Here is a 16,354-nt window from a genome sequence, read left to right on the forward strand (position 1 = left end):
AACACGGCCCTTTTCCTTAGTTGGGCTTTTTTTATCTGTTCTATTCTTCTCTCTTGAAATTCTAAAAAGCTACTAAGTTGATAAATGAGTCGAAGTCACATCTAACGCGTCTGTTAAGAAAGAATCGATCAATATACCGTTAAAAAAGAACATAGCCCAAAGCTCTTTGAGTTATGTTCCTGCTTTACTTATTTTTTTCTTGCTACGTGTACTTTCAATTGCTTACCTTTAATCGTTCTTTCTTTCATTGCTTGAATAACCAGTGGGCCTTTTCCATTTAAAATATCAACGTATGTCACATTTTCTTGGATAGTGATGATTCCGATATCTCCAGATGTGATTCCTTCGATTTTTGAAATAGTACCTACAAAATCAAGTGCTCGTAATTTCTTTTTCTTACCGCCATTAAAATAAACTTTTGTAATTTCTTCATTCACACGTTTGGCTTTTTGGTGCTTTGGCTTTTGCTTAGTTGTTATTTTCTTCTCAAATGCTGCTTTATTTCTTGCTACTTGTTTAGCATTCGGTAGCGTGATTCGTGTCATTGTTAATTCACCAAAAGACTCGATTTCTTTTTTTAAGGAATCTTCTTTTGATGTGACAAATGTCAATGCATACCCTTCTCTACCTGCACGACCAGTTCTTCCTACACGGTGAACATAACTTTCTTTTTCAAATGGAACATCTAGATTAATAACATGCGTAATATTCTCAATATCGATACCACGGGCCGCTACATCTGTTGCTACAAGGTAACGAAACTTGCCTTTTCTAAAAGCATCCATTACGTCAAAGCGATCTTCTTGCATCATACCACCATGTAATTTTCCAACAGGATATCCTGTTTTGACTAAGAAATCGTATGTGTCATTGACTTTTTCTTGAGTATTAGCAAAAATGATACATGTATCTGGATTTTCAACGATCGTTACTGCCTCTAAAGCAGCAAATTTATGTTCTTCTGTTACATCTAAAAAGGCATGTTGAATCTTTGGTGTTGTTTTTTCTGATGCTTCGATTTTTACAACAACTGGTTCACGTAAATACGTGCTACTCAGTTTTTCAATTGTTTTTGGCATCGTCGCAGAGAAAAGCAGCGTATTTTTAGCTTCTGGTAATGCCGCTATAATCTCTTTTACTTGTTCAATAAATCCCATGTTCAACATTTCATCTGCTTCGTCGATTACTAAACAATTGATTTTTTCAAGAGGAAGCGTTCCTTTTAGAATATGATCTAACACTCGTCCAGGCGTTCCAACGACGATATGGCTTTTTTGTTTTAATTCTGATTTTTGTTTTACGTAAGACGCTTTCCCGTAAACAGCTGTTGCTTTTATTCTTTTATAACGACCGATATTGATTATATCTTCTTGCACTTGTTGGGCTAACTCTCTTGTTGGTTCTAAAACAAGGACCTGTGGTTTATTTTCTATCCAGTCGACTGTTTCACAAAGCGGTATAGCAAAACTAGCTGTTTTTCCACTACCGGTCTGTGATTGAACTAGCAAATCTTTCCCTTCCAAAACAGCTGGAATTACTGCCTGTTGGACGAGTGTTGGTGTTTCGTACCCTAAATCTGAAATGGCTTCTAGGATTATGTCACTTATTGGATAGGTACTAAAGTTTATTTTGTTCATTGTTACCCCATTCTTCTATTTTATCGATCAAAACATTTTACACACTGTAAAGACTTATTCTGCGTGAGCTGATTTGTAATCATAGTTGTCTAAACTCTTTTTAGACTCAGTTCCCTATTATCCATGAAAAGTCATTGAACTGCAAGAGGCTACATCATTCTCGTTTTTTTACCTCACGTTAGTCTTTATTTATTAAAACATTATTTTTCTTAAAAAAACAAATTTTATAGTATACTAATGAAGAACAATGATTGAAAGAGAAGAAGGTATTTTCATGAAAATTATTAAGAAATATGGTTTTTTTATTATGATTACGGTTATTATCAGCGAATTGACATTTCCTTTTGTTTTTGCAAATTTTTATCCAGATTATGATCCAATTACAATGTTAATCAGTGATTTTGGTGAAGACGGTAGCCCAATAAAAACTGTTTTTAAAATTTGGCAACTGATTGATGGCGGATTATTTCTTTTGACCATCCCTAGTTTTTATGAACGATTCAAACATACATCAAAACCACTTGCTAAATGGCTTAGTATTATGATGGCTGGTTTTGCAATTGGTGATTGTGTTATTACTGGAATTTTTGATCGCTCAACAAGTACAACTAAAATAAATGTCGAATCAATCATTCACGACTACTTATCAGGATTAGGTTTTGTAGCACTTCTTATTGCTGTATATATTTTGACCAAGCTTTATAATTTAGAAAAAGAACAACTAGCTGTTCAATTATTTCTCATTATTTTTCTCTTATCTATTTGCTTTATGCTTTTATTCGCTGCACCTAAAATTCCTATAATTAATCAAGTCCGTATCCCTTATCGAGGTCTTTGGCAACGATTAAATTTATTATTTCTCTATTTGCCCTTCTTTCTTGTATCTTTAAAAAGTGTACATTGGAAAAATAAAAAAGATCAATCACGATGATGGCTTAAGGCTACAACGTGATTGATTTCAATTTTGATTCCTTGTTATATTACTCAATCTATATTTCACGTGCAATCTACAAATAGGGTTTGGTAATTACATCGCTAGAAATCGATAATTCTTTAGGTGTTCCACTAAAAATTAATTGGCCTCCCTTGGCACCGCCCTCTGGACCAATTTCAATGAGCCAATCCGCTTGTTTGATGATACTCAAATGATGTTCTAATAGAATCAAGCTGCTGCCTTCATCAACCATTTGATTAAATAGCCTCAGTAAGTAATTGATATCGTGTAAATGTAACCCATCCGTTGGCTCATCTAATAAATAAATCGTTCCCTTTTTATGCAGTTGGTTTGCTAACTTCAAACGTTGCAACTCTCCACCAGAAAGTGTGGTCAAAGACTGATTCAGCCTTAAATAACCTAATCCGACTTCTATTAATGTTAACAATTCTTTTTTAAAGGACAGACTTGAAAAAAAGTCGCAACTCTCAGTGACTGTCATTTCTAAAACATCGACAATTGTTTTACCTTCGTATCTGTATTTCAGAACTTCTGGATCATAACGTGTTCCCTGACAAACTTCACAAGTGGTTACGATATCTTCCATAAAAGCCATATCAGAAATGATCACCCCTTTGCCGCGACATCTTGGACAAGCGCCTTTTGAATTATAGCTAAATAATGCAGCACTCATCCCATTTTCTTTGGCAAACAGTTCACGAATTTTCCCAAAGATATCTAAATATGTTAACGGAGTAGAGCGTAAGTTGATTCCGATACTTTTTTGCGAAATCGCCACAATTTCTTGATTTTTTTCAATAGCAGTCTGACGGATGAGCTCACCTAATGAGGATTTACCTGAACCTGCGACACCGCAAATAACCGTCAAGACACCTAGTGGTATTCCTGCTGAAAAGTCTTTTAGATTATGGAGAGTGCTATTTTTTATCTCTAAAACGTTTTTGGGTTTACGAGTCTTTTCTTTAATTTGTATTGTTGTCTGTAATGCTTCACTTGTGATTGTTCCTGCTTGAAGAAATTTAGAATACTCTCCTGCAAATTGAAGTTCTCCTCCGCCTTCTCCGGCCCTTGGTCCCATATCAAGAATATAATCTGCTGATCGGATTAATTGAGGGTTATGTTCTACTAAAATAACTGTATTGCCCTTATTCTTTAAAGAAAGCAATGCTTTATTCATTCGATCAATATCTTTCGGGTGAAGCCCTGCGCTCGGTTCATCTAAAATATACATCATATCATTCAATGCGCTATTAATGTATTTAGAAATTCTTATACGTTGCGCTTCTCCACCTGAAAGACTGCCTGTCGATCTGCTTAAAGTTAAATAACTCAACCCAATTTCATTTAATGCCTTTAACCGTTTTTGAATTTCAGGTTTGACATCTACTGCTAGGGGTTCATCGATTTTCTCAATAAAAGAAGTCAATTCATCCAGTGAAAACATCACCACATCAGCTATACTTTTCCCAAAAATTTTACAACTTCTCACCCGTTCATTTACTCGAGTACCATGACAAGACGGACACGGTTCAATTGTAACGAAGCGATCTAATTGTTTTTGGTGTCTTTTTCCTTCATGTGACTGGAGAATACTTCGTTTCATTCTTGGAATCAATCCTTCAAAAAGTGCCGTATGAGGCCATTTTTCTGGCGGATTTCCCAATTTTTGTTGTGGTGCATACAAAAATAATTCTAGTTCTTCTTTCGAATAATCTTTTATTTTTTTATCTAAATCAAATAAACCACTGTCCGCATATCGTTTCCAACGCCAAAAGCCAGCATGGAAAGTTGGAAAATCAATCGGTCCTTCGTTTAGTGATTTAGTAAAGTCGACTAATTTATGGATATCAATAGTCGTTACAGTCCCAATACCATCACATTCTGGACACTTTCCGTCAGGATGATTGAAAGAAAACGTATCAGAATAGCCGATAAATGGTTTTCCTACTCTTGAAAAGAGCAAACGTAAAAAAGTATAAATATCGGTATAAGTTCCGACCGTTGATCTGGAATTTGAAGATAACTTCTTTTGCTCAATTACAATCGCAACGGGTAAATTTTCAATATTGCCGACAACTGGTCTACCATATTTTGGTAAATATTTTTGTAGAAAACTTGGAAAAGTATCATTCAATTCTCTGCGAGATTCTGCAGCTAAAGTGTCAAAAATCAAAGAAGACTTTCCAGAACCAGAGACGCCTGTTACGACTGTCAGTTGATGTTTTGGGATTTTCGTCGTGACATGTTTTAAATTGTTTTGTGTTGCGTTTTTTATTTTGATCTATTCTCTTTCCATTTGATTCCTCCTATCAGCGTGATGCTATGAAGATACATACTTACACTATTCCATTTGCTACTTAAAAATTCTTGTATCTAACTATTTATTATAGAACGATGGAAAGTGTATTACGAATAAAAGTGATCCATCTTTTTTATTCGTTTTGAAATCCAGAGAAAACTTGTAAAAATTCAGTTTTAACTCAAGAAGAGTGTTGAAGTAATCGGGCTAATGTAAATAGTTTTTACGTTTTTCAATTCTAAAAGCACATCATCGAAAAGACTTATTCGAGAAGGGGGAGCAAAAGTGATTCAGCCAAAAAGACTTTTACAACATCGTTTTTTTGTCAACTTATACGTTTGCTACATAGAATTGATTTTCAATTATGAATTACAAAAAAAGTGCTGGAATAATTTCAACACTTCACAGATAAGCTCTAGCCCCCAATCCCATTTTGCTTATATAAATCTGAATTCATTGCAATTTGATCAGAATTGGCAATGTAACTGAGACTACTCACTTGTAAGCTATTTAATTTAATCTTGATACTACGTAATTTGACTTCAAAATACTCAATATATAGCTTTTTCTGCCAAACTGTCTCAATCGGAAATCCTTCCCCTCATCTTTTCTTTTGACTAAGAAGTTGTTCAACAAAAATCCCTATTCATTCCTTTTTAAATTTAGAAAATAGAAATTCAGGATAATGAAAAATAAAATTGAGTTCAATGTTAGTCCTGAAGAATGAATTTCCTTATATCTTTCACCGCAACATTTTTATTCTCTCCTAAAAACAACTGGTGCCTTCCCTTTTCATATATTCTCACTGAGACTTTCATTTTTATTGCTTTAGCAAGGTAATAGGCACTTTTGTAGTAAGTTGTTTCATCCTGTCGATTTTGTAGAATGAGCATTTTTTTATTTGCTGTTAATTGACTCTCGTTTTTTAATTTTTTCTTTGTCTTTTGAAGCAACAATAAAAATTGATAACAGGAACGAATGGACGTTGTTTTGGCAGAACGAAAATAATAAGTCAGTTTCTCTTGTTTTTTTAAAAGTATCCCTTCCGCGATGTCTTGCATGATGACATTAACATTATAAAGATAGATAGGTGTACTACATAAAATGAGTTGATCCACTGATTCTCTCTCTGATGCTTGGATTGTCAATAAGCCTCCCATTGAAAAGCCTATGCATGTAATATGAGTATATAGTTGCTCTAGTTCATCTAGTTTACGTTTCACATCCATTATCCATTGGTCAGATGTCGCTTTTGAAAAATGTTGTTTAACTCCATCATGTCCAGTTAATTGAATCCAAAATGATGGAAGATTATTTTGCTTTAAGTATTCATGTAGATAGAGAATTTCATGTTCATTGCCTCCAAATCCATGAATGATCAATATCGCTCGTTTTTTCATCATAGCCAACCTTCTTGTATATTTACTTGAAATCGTTATATACTGTTTATTCTACCTTGAATAGGCACACGCATTGTTTATATGTTCTCTAAATTTAATGAAAATTTAGCATTCAATTCTTTCTATCGACAAAAAAATAAAGTAAAACGATGGTTGATTCATCTATCTTACTTTATTTATTATTTTTATGCTTGCTTTGTTGGTAATATCGTCATTTCAGTAATTCCGACTGAATCGGGTTGAGAGATTGCAAATAAAATTGTTTGTGCGACAGCATCTGGTGTAATAGCAATTTGATAAAATTGTTCCATTCCACTTTTTACTTCTGGTGTTGAAATAGTATCTAGTAATTCAGTTGCAATCGCCCCTGGATAAAGAGTAGTTGTGCGAATGTTAGTACCTTCCATGGCAGATTCCATACGAAAACCATCCATAATCGCACGGACTGCATGTTTCGTTCCAGTATAAACACTATTACCAGGGAACACTTTCAATCCGGCAATTGAGCTTGTTGTAATCACATGCCCTGATTTTTGTGCAGCGAATTCTGGTAAAACTGCTGCGAGTGAATTAAGCACTCCTTTAATGTTGATATCGACCATGTCATTCCACTCTTCTATCTTTAATTCACTCATATTGGACGCCGGCATAATTCCTGCGTTTGCAAAAAGGACATCAACTTTACCAAAATGATCTTTTGCAACTTGTATTAGTTTTTCTACATCTTTCACATTACGCACATCCGTAACAGCATATGCACTATTTCCACCGAATTTTTTGACAAGCTCTTTCAGGCGATCTTCTCTTCTAGCACCTAAAACGACTTTTGCGCCGTTCTTAATCAATAGTTTTGCTGTTGCTTCTCCTATTCCAGATGAAGCACCTGTAATAATGACCACTTTATCTTTTACATTGTTCTTCATAATTTTGGCTCCCTTTACTTTTATTATTTGTCTACCCAATATCTTAACCATAATGTATCCTCTTCAATGATCTCAACTGACTTCAATTTAAACCCAACTGGTGCTAGTTCTGGTAAAGTCTCTACTCGCCCAAAAATAGTATTAGTATCCGTTCGCTCATCAGCTACTGGTGTCATCACAATGCTTACTTCATCAATCAATCCTTCTTGTAAAAATGACCAATTGATATAACCGCCACCTGAAACCATTAATGTTTTGATACCAAATAAAGCCAATAGTTTTTCTGAAGCAAGTGTACAATCAATTTGTTTGCTTCCAGCAAAAACATACGAAATTTGATGCTCTCTAAGGTACGCAATATACTCATCACTAGCCTTATCTGTTACTATTTCGATAATGTGGGCTTCCGTACGATTTTCATATTAAATTGTATTAGTTGTCCAACCAACTTTACCTGAAGGCTCTGCTGAAACAATATACATTTCTGCATTTTCTTGTGCAACATAATCGGTTCTAGGGTAAGGTGTTGTAATTTTTTTAACACAGGTTTGTGAAAATCAGTAAAATTCTTCTCCATTGTAACTCTATCGCATAACCATGCCTGACTTTGATAAGCATTATTGGTTATTTCATAAGCCATGCTACCAGAAGTAGCATACTTTGAACTCATATAACCACCGCTGATTTTTCCATTTATTGACGTCAGCATATGGCAAATGATCTTTGGTCTTTTCATTCTATTATTTCTCCCATTTATTGTGACATTTCACTTTTTTTCCATTGGTAATCAGAGTACAAAACGTTACTAACATCATGATTATACCTTCTGCAATAAAAATGCTCGTATTTTCTTTGGAAGAAAGCATGTTTTTTAATAAAGAAATCGTTACAGGTGCAAAAGCCGCTCCAATATTGAAACCTATCAACAATAAAGATGTGCTCTTTTGCGAATTTCCTTGTCTATTTTGAGTTACTTCGTTAAATAAATATGGAATGAACGTACGGAAGGAAAAACCGCATAAAATGACAGCAATTGAAATTGAGGTTAAATCATGAGATAAGGCTATCATAAACATCAAGATCCCTAAAATAAAAAATGCAACCGGTACTGTCCATTTTTTTGTTATGGTCACGATTGACCCAAATAACGCTCCAGCAGTCATGGCTCCTAAACCAACCAAAGCCATCAAATTACTACCATCCGTAGCATCTCCTAAACCTTTTTCAAGTAATAAAGAGGTGATTTTCACTGTTACTGACATATAAATAGTTACAACTAAAATCAACAAAGCAATGTAAGCATACGTTGATGGCATGATTTTCTGATCCTCTGACTCATTTTGATGGTCCGCTACTATTGAAACATCTGGAACAAAACATGTAAACAGTACAAAAATCGGTAGCGCTAGCAGATACGCAAAAAATGAACTACGCCAATTCATTATCAGTAGTTGACCAACTGTAAACGTGATGATCATTCCGCCAATCCCTTCAAATGAACTTTGAAAACCAATAACAGATGACAGTTCTTTCCCATTATACAATTTTCCTGCTATAGAAAAGAGTAGAGGATTGAGTAATCCGATTCCAATGCCAAATAATATTCTACTAAAAAATAGAAACCAAAAAGACTGTAAAAAAACTGGCATAATTCCTGCACCTAGTACAGTTCCGATTCCTAATTGAACTGTAAATTTGTATCCAAACCGTCTAGCAAAGCTATGACTAAATGGTACTGTTAAGATAATAAACAGAGAAGGAATTGTCGTAATCAATTCAATCAGGATTGGGCTTATAGTTGGATAAGTTGCCATAATTGCTGGAATATTCGCAGCAATTGCTCCGCCTGATACTACAAGTAATGACACAGATAGTAGCGAAATTTTCGTTATTTTATTCACTGCGTCGTCTCCTTTTTAAACTACGCAAAAGACAGTTATTATTTTTTATTCACCAAATATTTCTTTTGCTAAAGTAAAAGCCGACCACGCTTTCGGCCAACCTGTATAAAAAGCTAAATGCGTGATCATTTCCACCATTTCTTCTTTCGATACACCATTTTGTTTTGCAATTTTCATATGTGCTTCTAATTGTGGTACGCCTTGAGTTAATAAGCTTGAACAGGTAATCAAGCTACGGTCACGTGCTGAAAGTTGTTCCTCTCTAGACCAAACTGCACCAAATAATACATCATCGTTTAATTCTGCAAATTTTGGTGCAAACGAACCTAATTGATCTCTGCCAGCTGTTTGTTTTTTCATTAGGTAGGACTCCCATCTTTGATTTATTTTTATAATTGATTGTATTGTTCATCTGAAACAGGTTCTAACCATTCTGGTGTTCCAGCTGTAATGGCTAAATGTTCAAACCAACTATCTTTTGCCGCACCATGCCAATGTTTCACCCCATCATGGGTAACGATAACATCTCCAGAAGTTAAAAATTGCGCTGGTTTCCCCTCTTCTTGATACCAACCTTCGCCACCCGTTACTAATAATAGTTGAAATCCATTGTGATGAATGTGCCAATTATTGCGGCAACCAGGTTCGAATGTAACATTTCCCACACCTACACTGATGTTAGGATCTGCAATTAAGTTTTTTAAATAGCTTTGACCGATAAAGTATTGTGCATATGCGTCATTTCTTTCACCTACAGGAAAAATAACACCGTTTTTTACTTCTTCAAATTTTGCCATTTTCTATTCCTCCACTCCATTTTTTTGCTCTTGATTCAGCCAATTATTGATTGCAATATCTGATTTTTCAACTCTTGAACCACGAATAGGTAAACCAATATGAATCCTAGAATTCGGACATAATTTCTGTAGATCACTGATACTATTCCCCATTCCACTGCCTTCGTGTGTACAAAAAGGATAAATATTTTTTCCAGAAAAATCGTGTTCCTCTAAAAAAGTTGCCATAACCATTGGTAAGGTCCCCCACCAATTTGGATAACCTAAATAAATTGCTCGATAGTGCTCTAAATTTATGTCTATTGGCTGATATATTGGTCGCTCGTTCGTTTCTTTTTCCTGTTCTGCTTGCATAACTACACGTTGATACTCTTTTGGGTACATTATTTTAGGGATAATTTCAACTGCTTCAGCATTGAGTTCCTCAGCAATTTTTAGTGCTACAAGTTTTGTATTTCCTATATACAAATTCTTTTTCTTTCCATCAACCAAATTTTCAAAAGCTCGAGAAAAATAAATGATTGCGGTCACGTGATCACCTTCTTTTATCCTTTACTTGTACAAAGAAACAGGCTGCATCATCTACTGACAAGTAAATGATACAACCTGATACATTATGCGTCTAATGCCTAACTCACTCAACAACTATGCCTTAAAAGCATCATTAAATCGCTGAATAAATTCTTTTACTGCTGGCGTTTGAATCCGATTTTTCTTCCAAACAAGAACACAATTTGTTTTAACCTCGGGAACTAATGGGACAAATGTTAGTTCCTCATGCTGGCCGTTAGTCGTTGCCCCTTCAATTGTTAAGGCAGAGCCCACACGATTTTCAACTAGAGAAAAAACGTTGAAAATCAAATTAAATGTGCCGACCACATTTAACGTATTTAAGGATTTTCCAAGCCAACTTTCAAGCATCGACTGAACTTCTGATCGATTTGAACTTAATAATGGAACCCCTTTTAAATCATCAGGATGAATCGTTGTTTTTCGCGCAAGAAATGAATCATTAGACACCAATAATCCCCATTTTTCTTCTCTTGGCAAAATAATTTTTTCGAAGTTTGGTGTAGCAATTGGCTCTAATAAAATAGCTAAGTCCAAAATTCCTTTTTCCAATTTATCGCTAATATCATCACTCGTACCAGATACAATATTAAACGTTATTTGAGGATAGTCACTTACCAATTCCTCCAACATCATCGCCATCGTATCTGAATTATCTGCTTCAACACAACCTATTGAAAAATGTCCACTTAAAAAGCTCTTACTTTGCGCTTCAAATTCACGTTCGGTTTGCTCGGCTAAAGTTAGAATCTCTGCTGCACGCTCTTTTAAAAAATACCCTTCTTCAGTTAAAGTCAATTGCTTTTTTTCACGAATAAATAGTGGCGCACCTAATTCATCCTCAAATTCTTTGATTTGTCGACTTAAAGTCGGTTGTGTAATATGCAGTACTTTTGCTGCTTTTGAAAAATTTCTTTCTTCTGCAACTGTCCAAAAATATCGTAGTTCTCTTAATTCCATTTTCGGTTCTCCTTTTGAGCTTACACGCCTATTTTACATCAAACTAATGATGGTCGCCCATACGGTCCGACCATTGATTCTTTTGATAGAATATCATTCATTATGCAAGTTGACCCACATTGTACCTAGCCAAAAAAAAGTTAATATATAAGCGAAAAAATTTTCCTTCAAATCTAGAAAACCATTTAAAGTTACAGGATTCGGCTTTCTTAATTCTAAAACTAGAATTGTCATGACGATTGCCAATACAGCATCGATAAAAGTCGTTAAGCGTTCTTTACTCAATCTTCTTTTCCTTTCACAAGTGGTCTTTAAAATGATAGGTATTCATCGAGAATTTTTTTCTTTTCTATAAAGTTTCCATATCAATTACGAAGCGATATTTAACATCGCTATTTAATACACGTTCATACGCAACGGAAACTTGATCCACCGTAATCATTTCAATTCTAGGTAACACATTTTTTTCGGCAGCAAAGTTGATCATTTCTTGTGTCATAGGAATTCCACCAACATTGGAAGCTGTGATAGTTGCTTGATTGCCGAATAGACTTCCCACATGGAAAGTTTGTGCTTCTGTAGCCAATCCGACATAAACCATCGCTCCATTAACTGTTAATAAACTTAAATATAAGTCAACATCTAAACTCACTGCGACTGTATTTAAAATAAAATCAAACTGGCCTTTTAATTGCTTAAATGTTTCTGGATCACTAGTTAAATAATACGCGTCCGCTCCAAATTGTTGTGCTTCATTTTTTTTACTTTCGGAATGCCCTAAAACAGTTACCTCAGCACCTAATGCGTGTGCAAATTGCACAGCAATATGACCTAAACCGCCCATTCCGATGATTGCTACTTTCTTACCAGGTCCAACATTCCAACGTTTCATTGGCGCATACGTCGTGATTCCAGCACATAAAAGTGGACTTGCCTCAGCCAAATCAAGACTTTCGGGGACATGAATCACAAAACGATCTTTTACAACAATACTTTGACTATAACCACCATAAGTCAGGTTTCCATCATAATCTTTTGAGTTAAACACAATGACTACCCCTTGAACACAAAATTGTTCTTCTCCTCTGAGACAGTACTCACATTTTCCACAAGAATCGACAAAACACCCCACACCAACACGATCACCCACTTTAAAATCAGTCACTTGATCGCCAATTGCGGAAACAATCCCTGATATTTCGTGACCTGGAACCATTGGATAAGCGCCTGCGCCGAAATCATTGTCGACTTGATGAATATCTGAATGACAAATGCCACAATATTTAATATCGATTGCCACATCATCTGGTTTTAATGCTCTTCTTTCAATCACAGATCGTTCAAAAGAAGCATAATTACTATCCGTTGCTTGTAATACTTTTGTTTGACATTTTTCACACATATGAGAACTCCTTCGATTTTAGATTTACTTTGCTATTATCCGTCTTTGAAGCTCAGTTTTTGCTGCTTCTAATCGGTTGATTTGTTCTTGCAAATCATTTTTTTGTTCAGTCAGCAGCTCTTTTCTAGCTTGAACTGTTTTTTCTGCTTGAACAGATAAAGTTACATATTCAATCAATCCTTCGATAGAAAGATTAACCTCTCTCATTTGTTTGATGAAACGAATCCAATCCGCATCAGCTTCAGTAAACACTCGTAATCCATCATGATTTCTCTTTACCTGTGGAATCAAACCAATTCGCTCAAAATAACGAATGGTATTGATTGACGTATTGGTTTGTTGGCTTACTTCTTTACTATTCATATGCTGAACGTCCTTAATAAAAAGAGGGTTTTGCCCAATCAGTATTAGGCTCGCTTACACCTAAACTGGTCTTCGCGTATTTAACTGGCTCATGAATAATCGTCATAATCAGTCTAGCCACAGCTTCTCTTGTAACTTGAGCACCAATAAATGGTTCGCCTTTTTGAGTCAATTCATAGTCTTCATTGCCTTTTTGATTGTATAACCAAGTTAATCTTAAAATAACATAATCTAATGAAGACTGCTCTAGCGCTTCTGCTGCTGCTAAATAGTTATGGGTAGCTGAACCAACCATATTAGCATTCCAGCGCCCAAAAGTCCCCGCAACTTCGTTGTAAATACCTAAAACGTTCGCTCCTATTAGATAATTTACCCCTGAATCTTCCATTGCTTTCACAATTGATTGGGTTGCAGCTGGTGAACTCATATCATTTAAATACGCAATATCCACTCCAATTAAGGCTCGTTTCAATTTGTCTTGATCATTAAAATCACCTTCAATAATGACTTCTCTCGTTGGATCTTTCACAGAAATCCGACTTGAAAGATTGCGACCATATAAAACAAGATCATGATCTGTTTCTGTTAAAATCAATTCTGTAACCATTTTTGAAATTTGACCTGCTGCACCTAAAATTAGTATTTTTATCTTAAATCCCTCTTTCTAAATCACTCTCTTTTTTATTTATGACCAACAATGACATGAGGAACATAAGGTTCTTCTAGATAGTGCACTTCTTCTTCCGTCAAAATTAAATCCAATGCAGGAATCGCATTCGTCAAATGACTTTCTTTTGTTGCGCCAATAATCGGTGCGACAACTGGCCCTTTTTGAAGCAACCAAGCAAGTGCCACTTGGACACGTTCCACTCCACGTTTTTCCGCAATTTCAGCAACTCTTTCAACGATGATACGATCTTGATCTGCTGTTGTATCATATTTTGACCTCGCTGTTTTATCTGTTTCAAAACGTTTGGTTTGCGCGCTCCAATCACGGGTTAAGCGACCTGAGGCCAATGGACTATAAGGTGTCACCGCAATTTTTTGATCTTCACACAACGGTAGCATTTCTCTTTCTTCTTCACGATATAACAAATTCAAATGATCTTGCATGGAAACGAATTTTGTCCAACCATTTTTTTCAGCTACTGCTTGGGCTTTAGCAAACTGCCACGCAAACATCGCAGAAGCACCAATATAACGGGCTTTTCCAGATTTCACGACATCATGTAAAGCTTCCATCGTCTCTTCAATTGGGGTGTTGTAATCCCAACGATGAATAATGTATAAATCAACATAATCCATCCCTAAACGTTCTAAACTCGCATCAATTTGATGGAAAATTTCTTTTCTTGAAAGTCCACCACTGTTTGGAACGTCTTTTTTCATGGTAGTAAATAATTTTGTCGCCACCACGATTTCATCACGATTCGCATATTCATTCAGTGCCTTACCAAGAATTCGTTCACTTGCACCATATGAATAAACATTGGCAGTATCAAAGAAATTAATCCCTAAATCTAACGCTTTTTTGATAACTTTTTTACTTTCTTCCTCTTCTAAAACCCACTCGTGAAAGCCACTATTCGGATCACCAAAGCCCATTGCCCCTAAACAAATTCTTGAAACTTCCATTCCTGTATTGCCAAATTTTACATATTCCATTGTATTTCCTCCTCTATTTTATTTTTCGTTTTCTTCGGGTAATATTTCATTGATACAATTTAATGCGGTTAATGTTCTTGGATAGCCGATAAATGGTAGTAGAACGGTAATCGTTTCGATCAATAGTGGCTTTTCATTGCCAACACGCTGATTGTTGCGAATATGCCCTTTTAGTTGTGCATCCGCTCCACCCATTGAAGCCAGCATTGTGAAAATCAGTAATTCACGTTCTTTCGATGTTAGCCCATTTCTTGTAAAATAATCACCAAAACAATTATCAGCTAAAAATGTAGCAAAATATTTTTGATTTTCCGGCATCGTTGTGAGCATCTGATCCACAGCCTCTCCAGCAACTTCCCGTACAACTTCCAAGCCTTTTTCATAACGATTTTCATTGGTGGTTGTTCCTTGTTTTTCCAAAGGAAGTGAAATGCCTCTTTCGGTCAGCACTTCATTGGTCGCGTGTAAGAAATCGAACACCTTCCCTAAACCGGCATATGGCACTGCTTGATAGACAATTTCTTTTATCTCAACTGCTGAAACACCCACATTTAAAGCTGCATTCATCATTGCTTTGTACTCATTAACACATTGCATTACGATTAAAGAGGCCAGCGTTACTTTCATACGTAACCTTACATCTAGGTTTGAGTACTGAAACACTTCATCGAACGTAAAATTGTCAAAAATTTCAATAAATTCTGGATCCGTTTTAGCTAATGCTGACTCATGGTTTGGAAATAATTCATCATGATTCTTCTGTGCAGTTTGACTGATTAACATAGCATTCCTCCTCGATTTAAAAGCAGTATGATAAATGAGCACTTTTTCTTACTAACAACAACAGTTTAGCTCTTGAAGTTCACTCCAAGTCAAGGGATTTGCTAAAATAAACAAAAAAACTTCTAAAATCAAACTTCCTCTAAAAAATTTAGAAGAAAGACTCGATTTAGAAGCCATTCATTTTCTATTATTTATTCATATTAAAATCTCTTAAGGCATTTTCAGCTGGAATCATATGCTCATCATAGTTGGCTAATTTAAACTCTAACCGTTCAATAGCTGTATTTAATTCCGAGGCTTTTTCTTTCAATTCCCCAATTTGATCCGCAATAATTTCTTTACGAGCAGGCACTGTTTCATTTCCCACTTGAAATAAGGTTAAATATTCCACTAATGATTCAATAGATAAGCCCGCATTTCTCATTTGTCTACTAAAAACAATCCAACGCAAATCTTCTTCATCAAAATTGCGAATCCCATTATCATTACGTTTCACAGGTGGAATCAACCCAATTCGCTCATAATATCTGATGGTATCTGCAGAAACTCCACTTAATTCACTTACTTTCTTTATGTTCATGCCCTATTCCTCCTCTACCCATTCCTTAACTCGTCTACTTCTTTTTCATTATAAAACAAATTTAGACTCTTTTACAAACTTTCTTATTGACTTAGAGTGCACTTAAAGAGATAAACTAG

General features: G+C 35.4%; 19 protein-coding genes. 1 reads left to right on the forward strand and 18 read right to left on the reverse strand.

Annotation, left to right across the window (positions count from 1 at the left end; genetic code table 11):
- Window positions 1-188 precede the first annotated feature (188 nt).
- The gene (locus IGJ34_RS08545) at window positions 189-1,637 is read right to left on the reverse strand and encodes a DEAD/DEAH box helicase (RefSeq protein ID WP_206850143.1); all 1,449 of its coding nucleotides are present in this window, start codon (window positions 1,635-1,637) and stop codon (window positions 189-191) included.
- Window positions 1,638-1,911: 274 nt separating this feature from the next.
- On the opposite strand from IGJ34_RS08545, the gene IGJ34_RS08550 reads away from it, so the two are divergent.
- Complete coding sequence (locus IGJ34_RS08550) at window positions 1,912-2,568, forward strand: DUF998 domain-containing protein (protein ID WP_430597223.1); 657 nt, start codon at window positions 1,912-1,914, stop codon at window positions 2,566-2,568.
- Window positions 2,569-2,644: 76 nt separating this feature from the next.
- Here the strand turns inward: IGJ34_RS08550 and IGJ34_RS08555 are convergent, their stop codons facing one another.
- The 17 genes from IGJ34_RS08555 to IGJ34_RS08635 all read right to left on the reverse strand — a co-directional run bounded on the left by IGJ34_RS08555 (window position 2,645) and on the right by IGJ34_RS08635 (window position 16,235).
- Window positions 2,645-4,873 carry an ATP-binding cassette domain-containing protein gene (locus tag IGJ34_RS08555; protein WP_430598528.1) on the reverse strand — a complete coding sequence of 743 codons (2,229 nt, stop codon included), beginning with the start codon at window positions 4,871-4,873 and terminating at the stop codon, window positions 2,645-2,647.
- A gap of 728 nt (window positions 4,874-5,601) precedes the next feature.
- Window positions 5,602-6,294 (reverse strand): alpha/beta hydrolase, encoded by a 693-nt coding sequence (locus IGJ34_RS08560; protein WP_430597224.1) that lies wholly within the window; start codon window positions 6,292-6,294, stop codon window positions 5,602-5,604.
- 182 nt (window positions 6,295-6,476) lie between these two features.
- Window positions 6,477-7,214 carry an SDR family oxidoreductase gene (locus tag IGJ34_RS08565; protein ID WP_430597225.1) on the reverse strand — a complete coding sequence of 246 codons (738 nt, stop codon included), beginning with the start codon at window positions 7,212-7,214 and terminating at the stop codon, window positions 6,477-6,479.
- Window positions 7,215-7,237: 23 nt separating this feature from the next.
- Window positions 7,238-7,612 (reverse strand): dihydrofolate reductase family protein, encoded by a 375-nt coding sequence (locus tag IGJ34_RS08570; protein ID WP_340689588.1) that lies wholly within the window; start codon window positions 7,610-7,612, stop codon window positions 7,238-7,240.
- Complete coding sequence (locus IGJ34_RS08575) at window positions 7,600-7,950, reverse strand: hypothetical protein (RefSeq protein WP_430597226.1); 351 nt, start codon at window positions 7,948-7,950, stop codon at window positions 7,600-7,602. Before IGJ34_RS08575 ends, IGJ34_RS08570 begins: the two co-directional genes overlap by 13 nt.
- 4 nt (window positions 7,951-7,954) lie before the next feature.
- Window positions 7,955-9,115 carry an MFS transporter gene (locus IGJ34_RS08580; protein ID WP_430597227.1) on the reverse strand — a complete coding sequence of 387 codons (1,161 nt, stop codon included), beginning with the start codon at window positions 9,113-9,115 and terminating at the stop codon, window positions 7,955-7,957.
- Window positions 9,116-9,160: 45 nt separating this feature from the next.
- A complete protein-coding gene (locus tag IGJ34_RS08585) occupies window positions 9,161-9,475 on the reverse strand; it encodes a carboxymuconolactone decarboxylase family protein (RefSeq protein ID WP_206836331.1) in 315 nt (104 codons plus the stop codon).
- A 29-nt stretch (window positions 9,476-9,504) separates the two neighbouring features.
- Complete coding sequence (locus IGJ34_RS08590) at window positions 9,505-9,912, reverse strand: cupin domain-containing protein (protein WP_111247119.1); 408 nt, start codon at window positions 9,910-9,912, stop codon at window positions 9,505-9,507.
- Between the two features lie 3 nt (window positions 9,913-9,915).
- Window positions 9,916-10,443 (reverse strand): flavodoxin, encoded by a 528-nt coding sequence (locus IGJ34_RS08595; protein ID WP_430597228.1) that lies wholly within the window; start codon window positions 10,441-10,443, stop codon window positions 9,916-9,918.
- Between the two features lie 114 nt (window positions 10,444-10,557).
- Entirely contained in the window at window positions 10,558-11,442 is an 885-nt protein-coding gene (locus IGJ34_RS08600) for a LysR family transcriptional regulator (protein WP_206836326.1), read from the reverse strand.
- A gap of 93 nt (window positions 11,443-11,535) precedes the next feature.
- On the reverse strand, window positions 11,536-11,727 hold the full coding sequence (locus IGJ34_RS08605) for a TMEM175 family protein (RefSeq protein ID WP_206836323.1): 192 nt from the start codon (window positions 11,725-11,727) through the stop codon (window positions 11,536-11,538).
- A gap of 64 nt (window positions 11,728-11,791) precedes the next feature.
- A complete protein-coding gene (locus IGJ34_RS08610) occupies window positions 11,792-12,844 on the reverse strand; it encodes an NAD(P)-dependent alcohol dehydrogenase (protein ID WP_206836320.1) in 1,053 nt (350 codons plus the stop codon).
- Between the two features lie 24 nt (window positions 12,845-12,868).
- Complete coding sequence (locus IGJ34_RS08615) at window positions 12,869-13,207, reverse strand: MerR family transcriptional regulator (RefSeq protein ID WP_206836318.1); 339 nt, start codon at window positions 13,205-13,207, stop codon at window positions 12,869-12,871.
- Between the two features lie 13 nt (window positions 13,208-13,220).
- On the reverse strand, window positions 13,221-13,856 hold the full coding sequence (locus IGJ34_RS08620) for an NAD(P)H-binding protein (protein WP_430598529.1): 636 nt from the start codon (window positions 13,854-13,856) through the stop codon (window positions 13,221-13,223).
- A gap of 32 nt (window positions 13,857-13,888) precedes the next feature.
- Window positions 13,889-14,872: an aldo/keto reductase gene (locus IGJ34_RS08625; RefSeq protein ID WP_206850150.1), complete on the reverse strand. Its 984-nt coding sequence runs from the start codon at window positions 14,870-14,872 to the stop codon at window positions 13,889-13,891.
- A gap of 18 nt (window positions 14,873-14,890) precedes the next feature.
- Window positions 14,891-15,655, reverse strand: a complete 765-nt coding sequence (locus tag IGJ34_RS08630; protein ID WP_430597229.1) for a carboxymuconolactone decarboxylase family protein — start codon at window positions 15,653-15,655, stop codon at window positions 14,891-14,893.
- Window positions 15,656-15,842: 187 nt separating this feature from the next.
- Entirely contained in the window at window positions 15,843-16,235 is a 393-nt protein-coding gene (locus tag IGJ34_RS08635; RefSeq protein ID WP_069654783.1) for a MerR family transcriptional regulator, read from the reverse strand.
- Window positions 16,236-16,354 lie beyond the last annotated feature (119 nt).

Source organism: Enterococcus sp. AZ177, assembly GCF_050544585.1.
In the GTDB taxonomy this organism is placed as follows: domain Bacteria; phylum Bacillota; class Bacilli; order Lactobacillales; family Enterococcaceae; genus Enterococcus_L; species Enterococcus_L plantarum.

Coding starts and splice junctions, on each gene's coding strand:
- IGJ34_RS08545 (WP_206850143.1), bottom strand. CDS start 1,637: ATGAACAAAATAAACTTTAGTACCTATCCAATAAGTGACATAATCCTA.
- IGJ34_RS08550 (WP_430597223.1), top strand. CDS start 1,912: ATGAAAATTATTAAGAAATATGGTTTTTTTATTATGATTACGGTTATT.
- IGJ34_RS08560 (WP_430597224.1), bottom strand. CDS start 6,294: ATGATGAAAAAACGAGCGATATTGATCATTCATGGATTTGGAGGCAAT.
- IGJ34_RS08565 (WP_430597225.1), bottom strand. CDS start 7,214: ATGAAGAACAATGTAAAAGATAAAGTGGTCATTATTACAGGTGCTTCA.
- IGJ34_RS08575 (WP_430597226.1), bottom strand. CDS start 7,950: ATGAAAAGACCAAAGATCATTTGCCATATGCTGACGTCAATAAATGGA.
- IGJ34_RS08585 (WP_206836331.1), bottom strand. CDS start 9,475: ATGAAAAAACAAACAGCTGGCAGAGATCAATTAGGTTCGTTTGCACCA.
- IGJ34_RS08590 (WP_111247119.1), bottom strand. CDS start 9,912: ATGGCAAAATTTGAAGAAGTAAAAAACGGTGTTATTTTTCCTGTAGGT.
- IGJ34_RS08600 (WP_206836326.1), bottom strand. CDS start 11,442: ATGGAATTAAGAGAACTACGATATTTTTGGACAGTTGCAGAAGAAAGA.
- IGJ34_RS08610 (WP_206836320.1), bottom strand. CDS start 12,844: ATGTGTGAAAAATGTCAAACAAAAGTATTACAAGCAACGGATAGTAAT.
- IGJ34_RS08615 (WP_206836318.1), bottom strand. CDS start 13,207: ATGAATAGTAAAGAAGTAAGCCAACAAACCAATACGTCAATCAATACC.
- IGJ34_RS08625 (WP_206850150.1), bottom strand. CDS start 14,872: ATGGAATATGTAAAATTTGGCAATACAGGAATGGAAGTTTCAAGAATT.
- IGJ34_RS08630 (WP_430597229.1), bottom strand. CDS start 15,655: ATGTTAATCAGTCAAACTGCACAGAAGAATCATGATGAATTATTTCCA.
- IGJ34_RS08635 (WP_069654783.1), bottom strand. CDS start 16,235: ATGAACATAAAGAAAGTAAGTGAATTAAGTGGAGTTTCTGCAGATACC.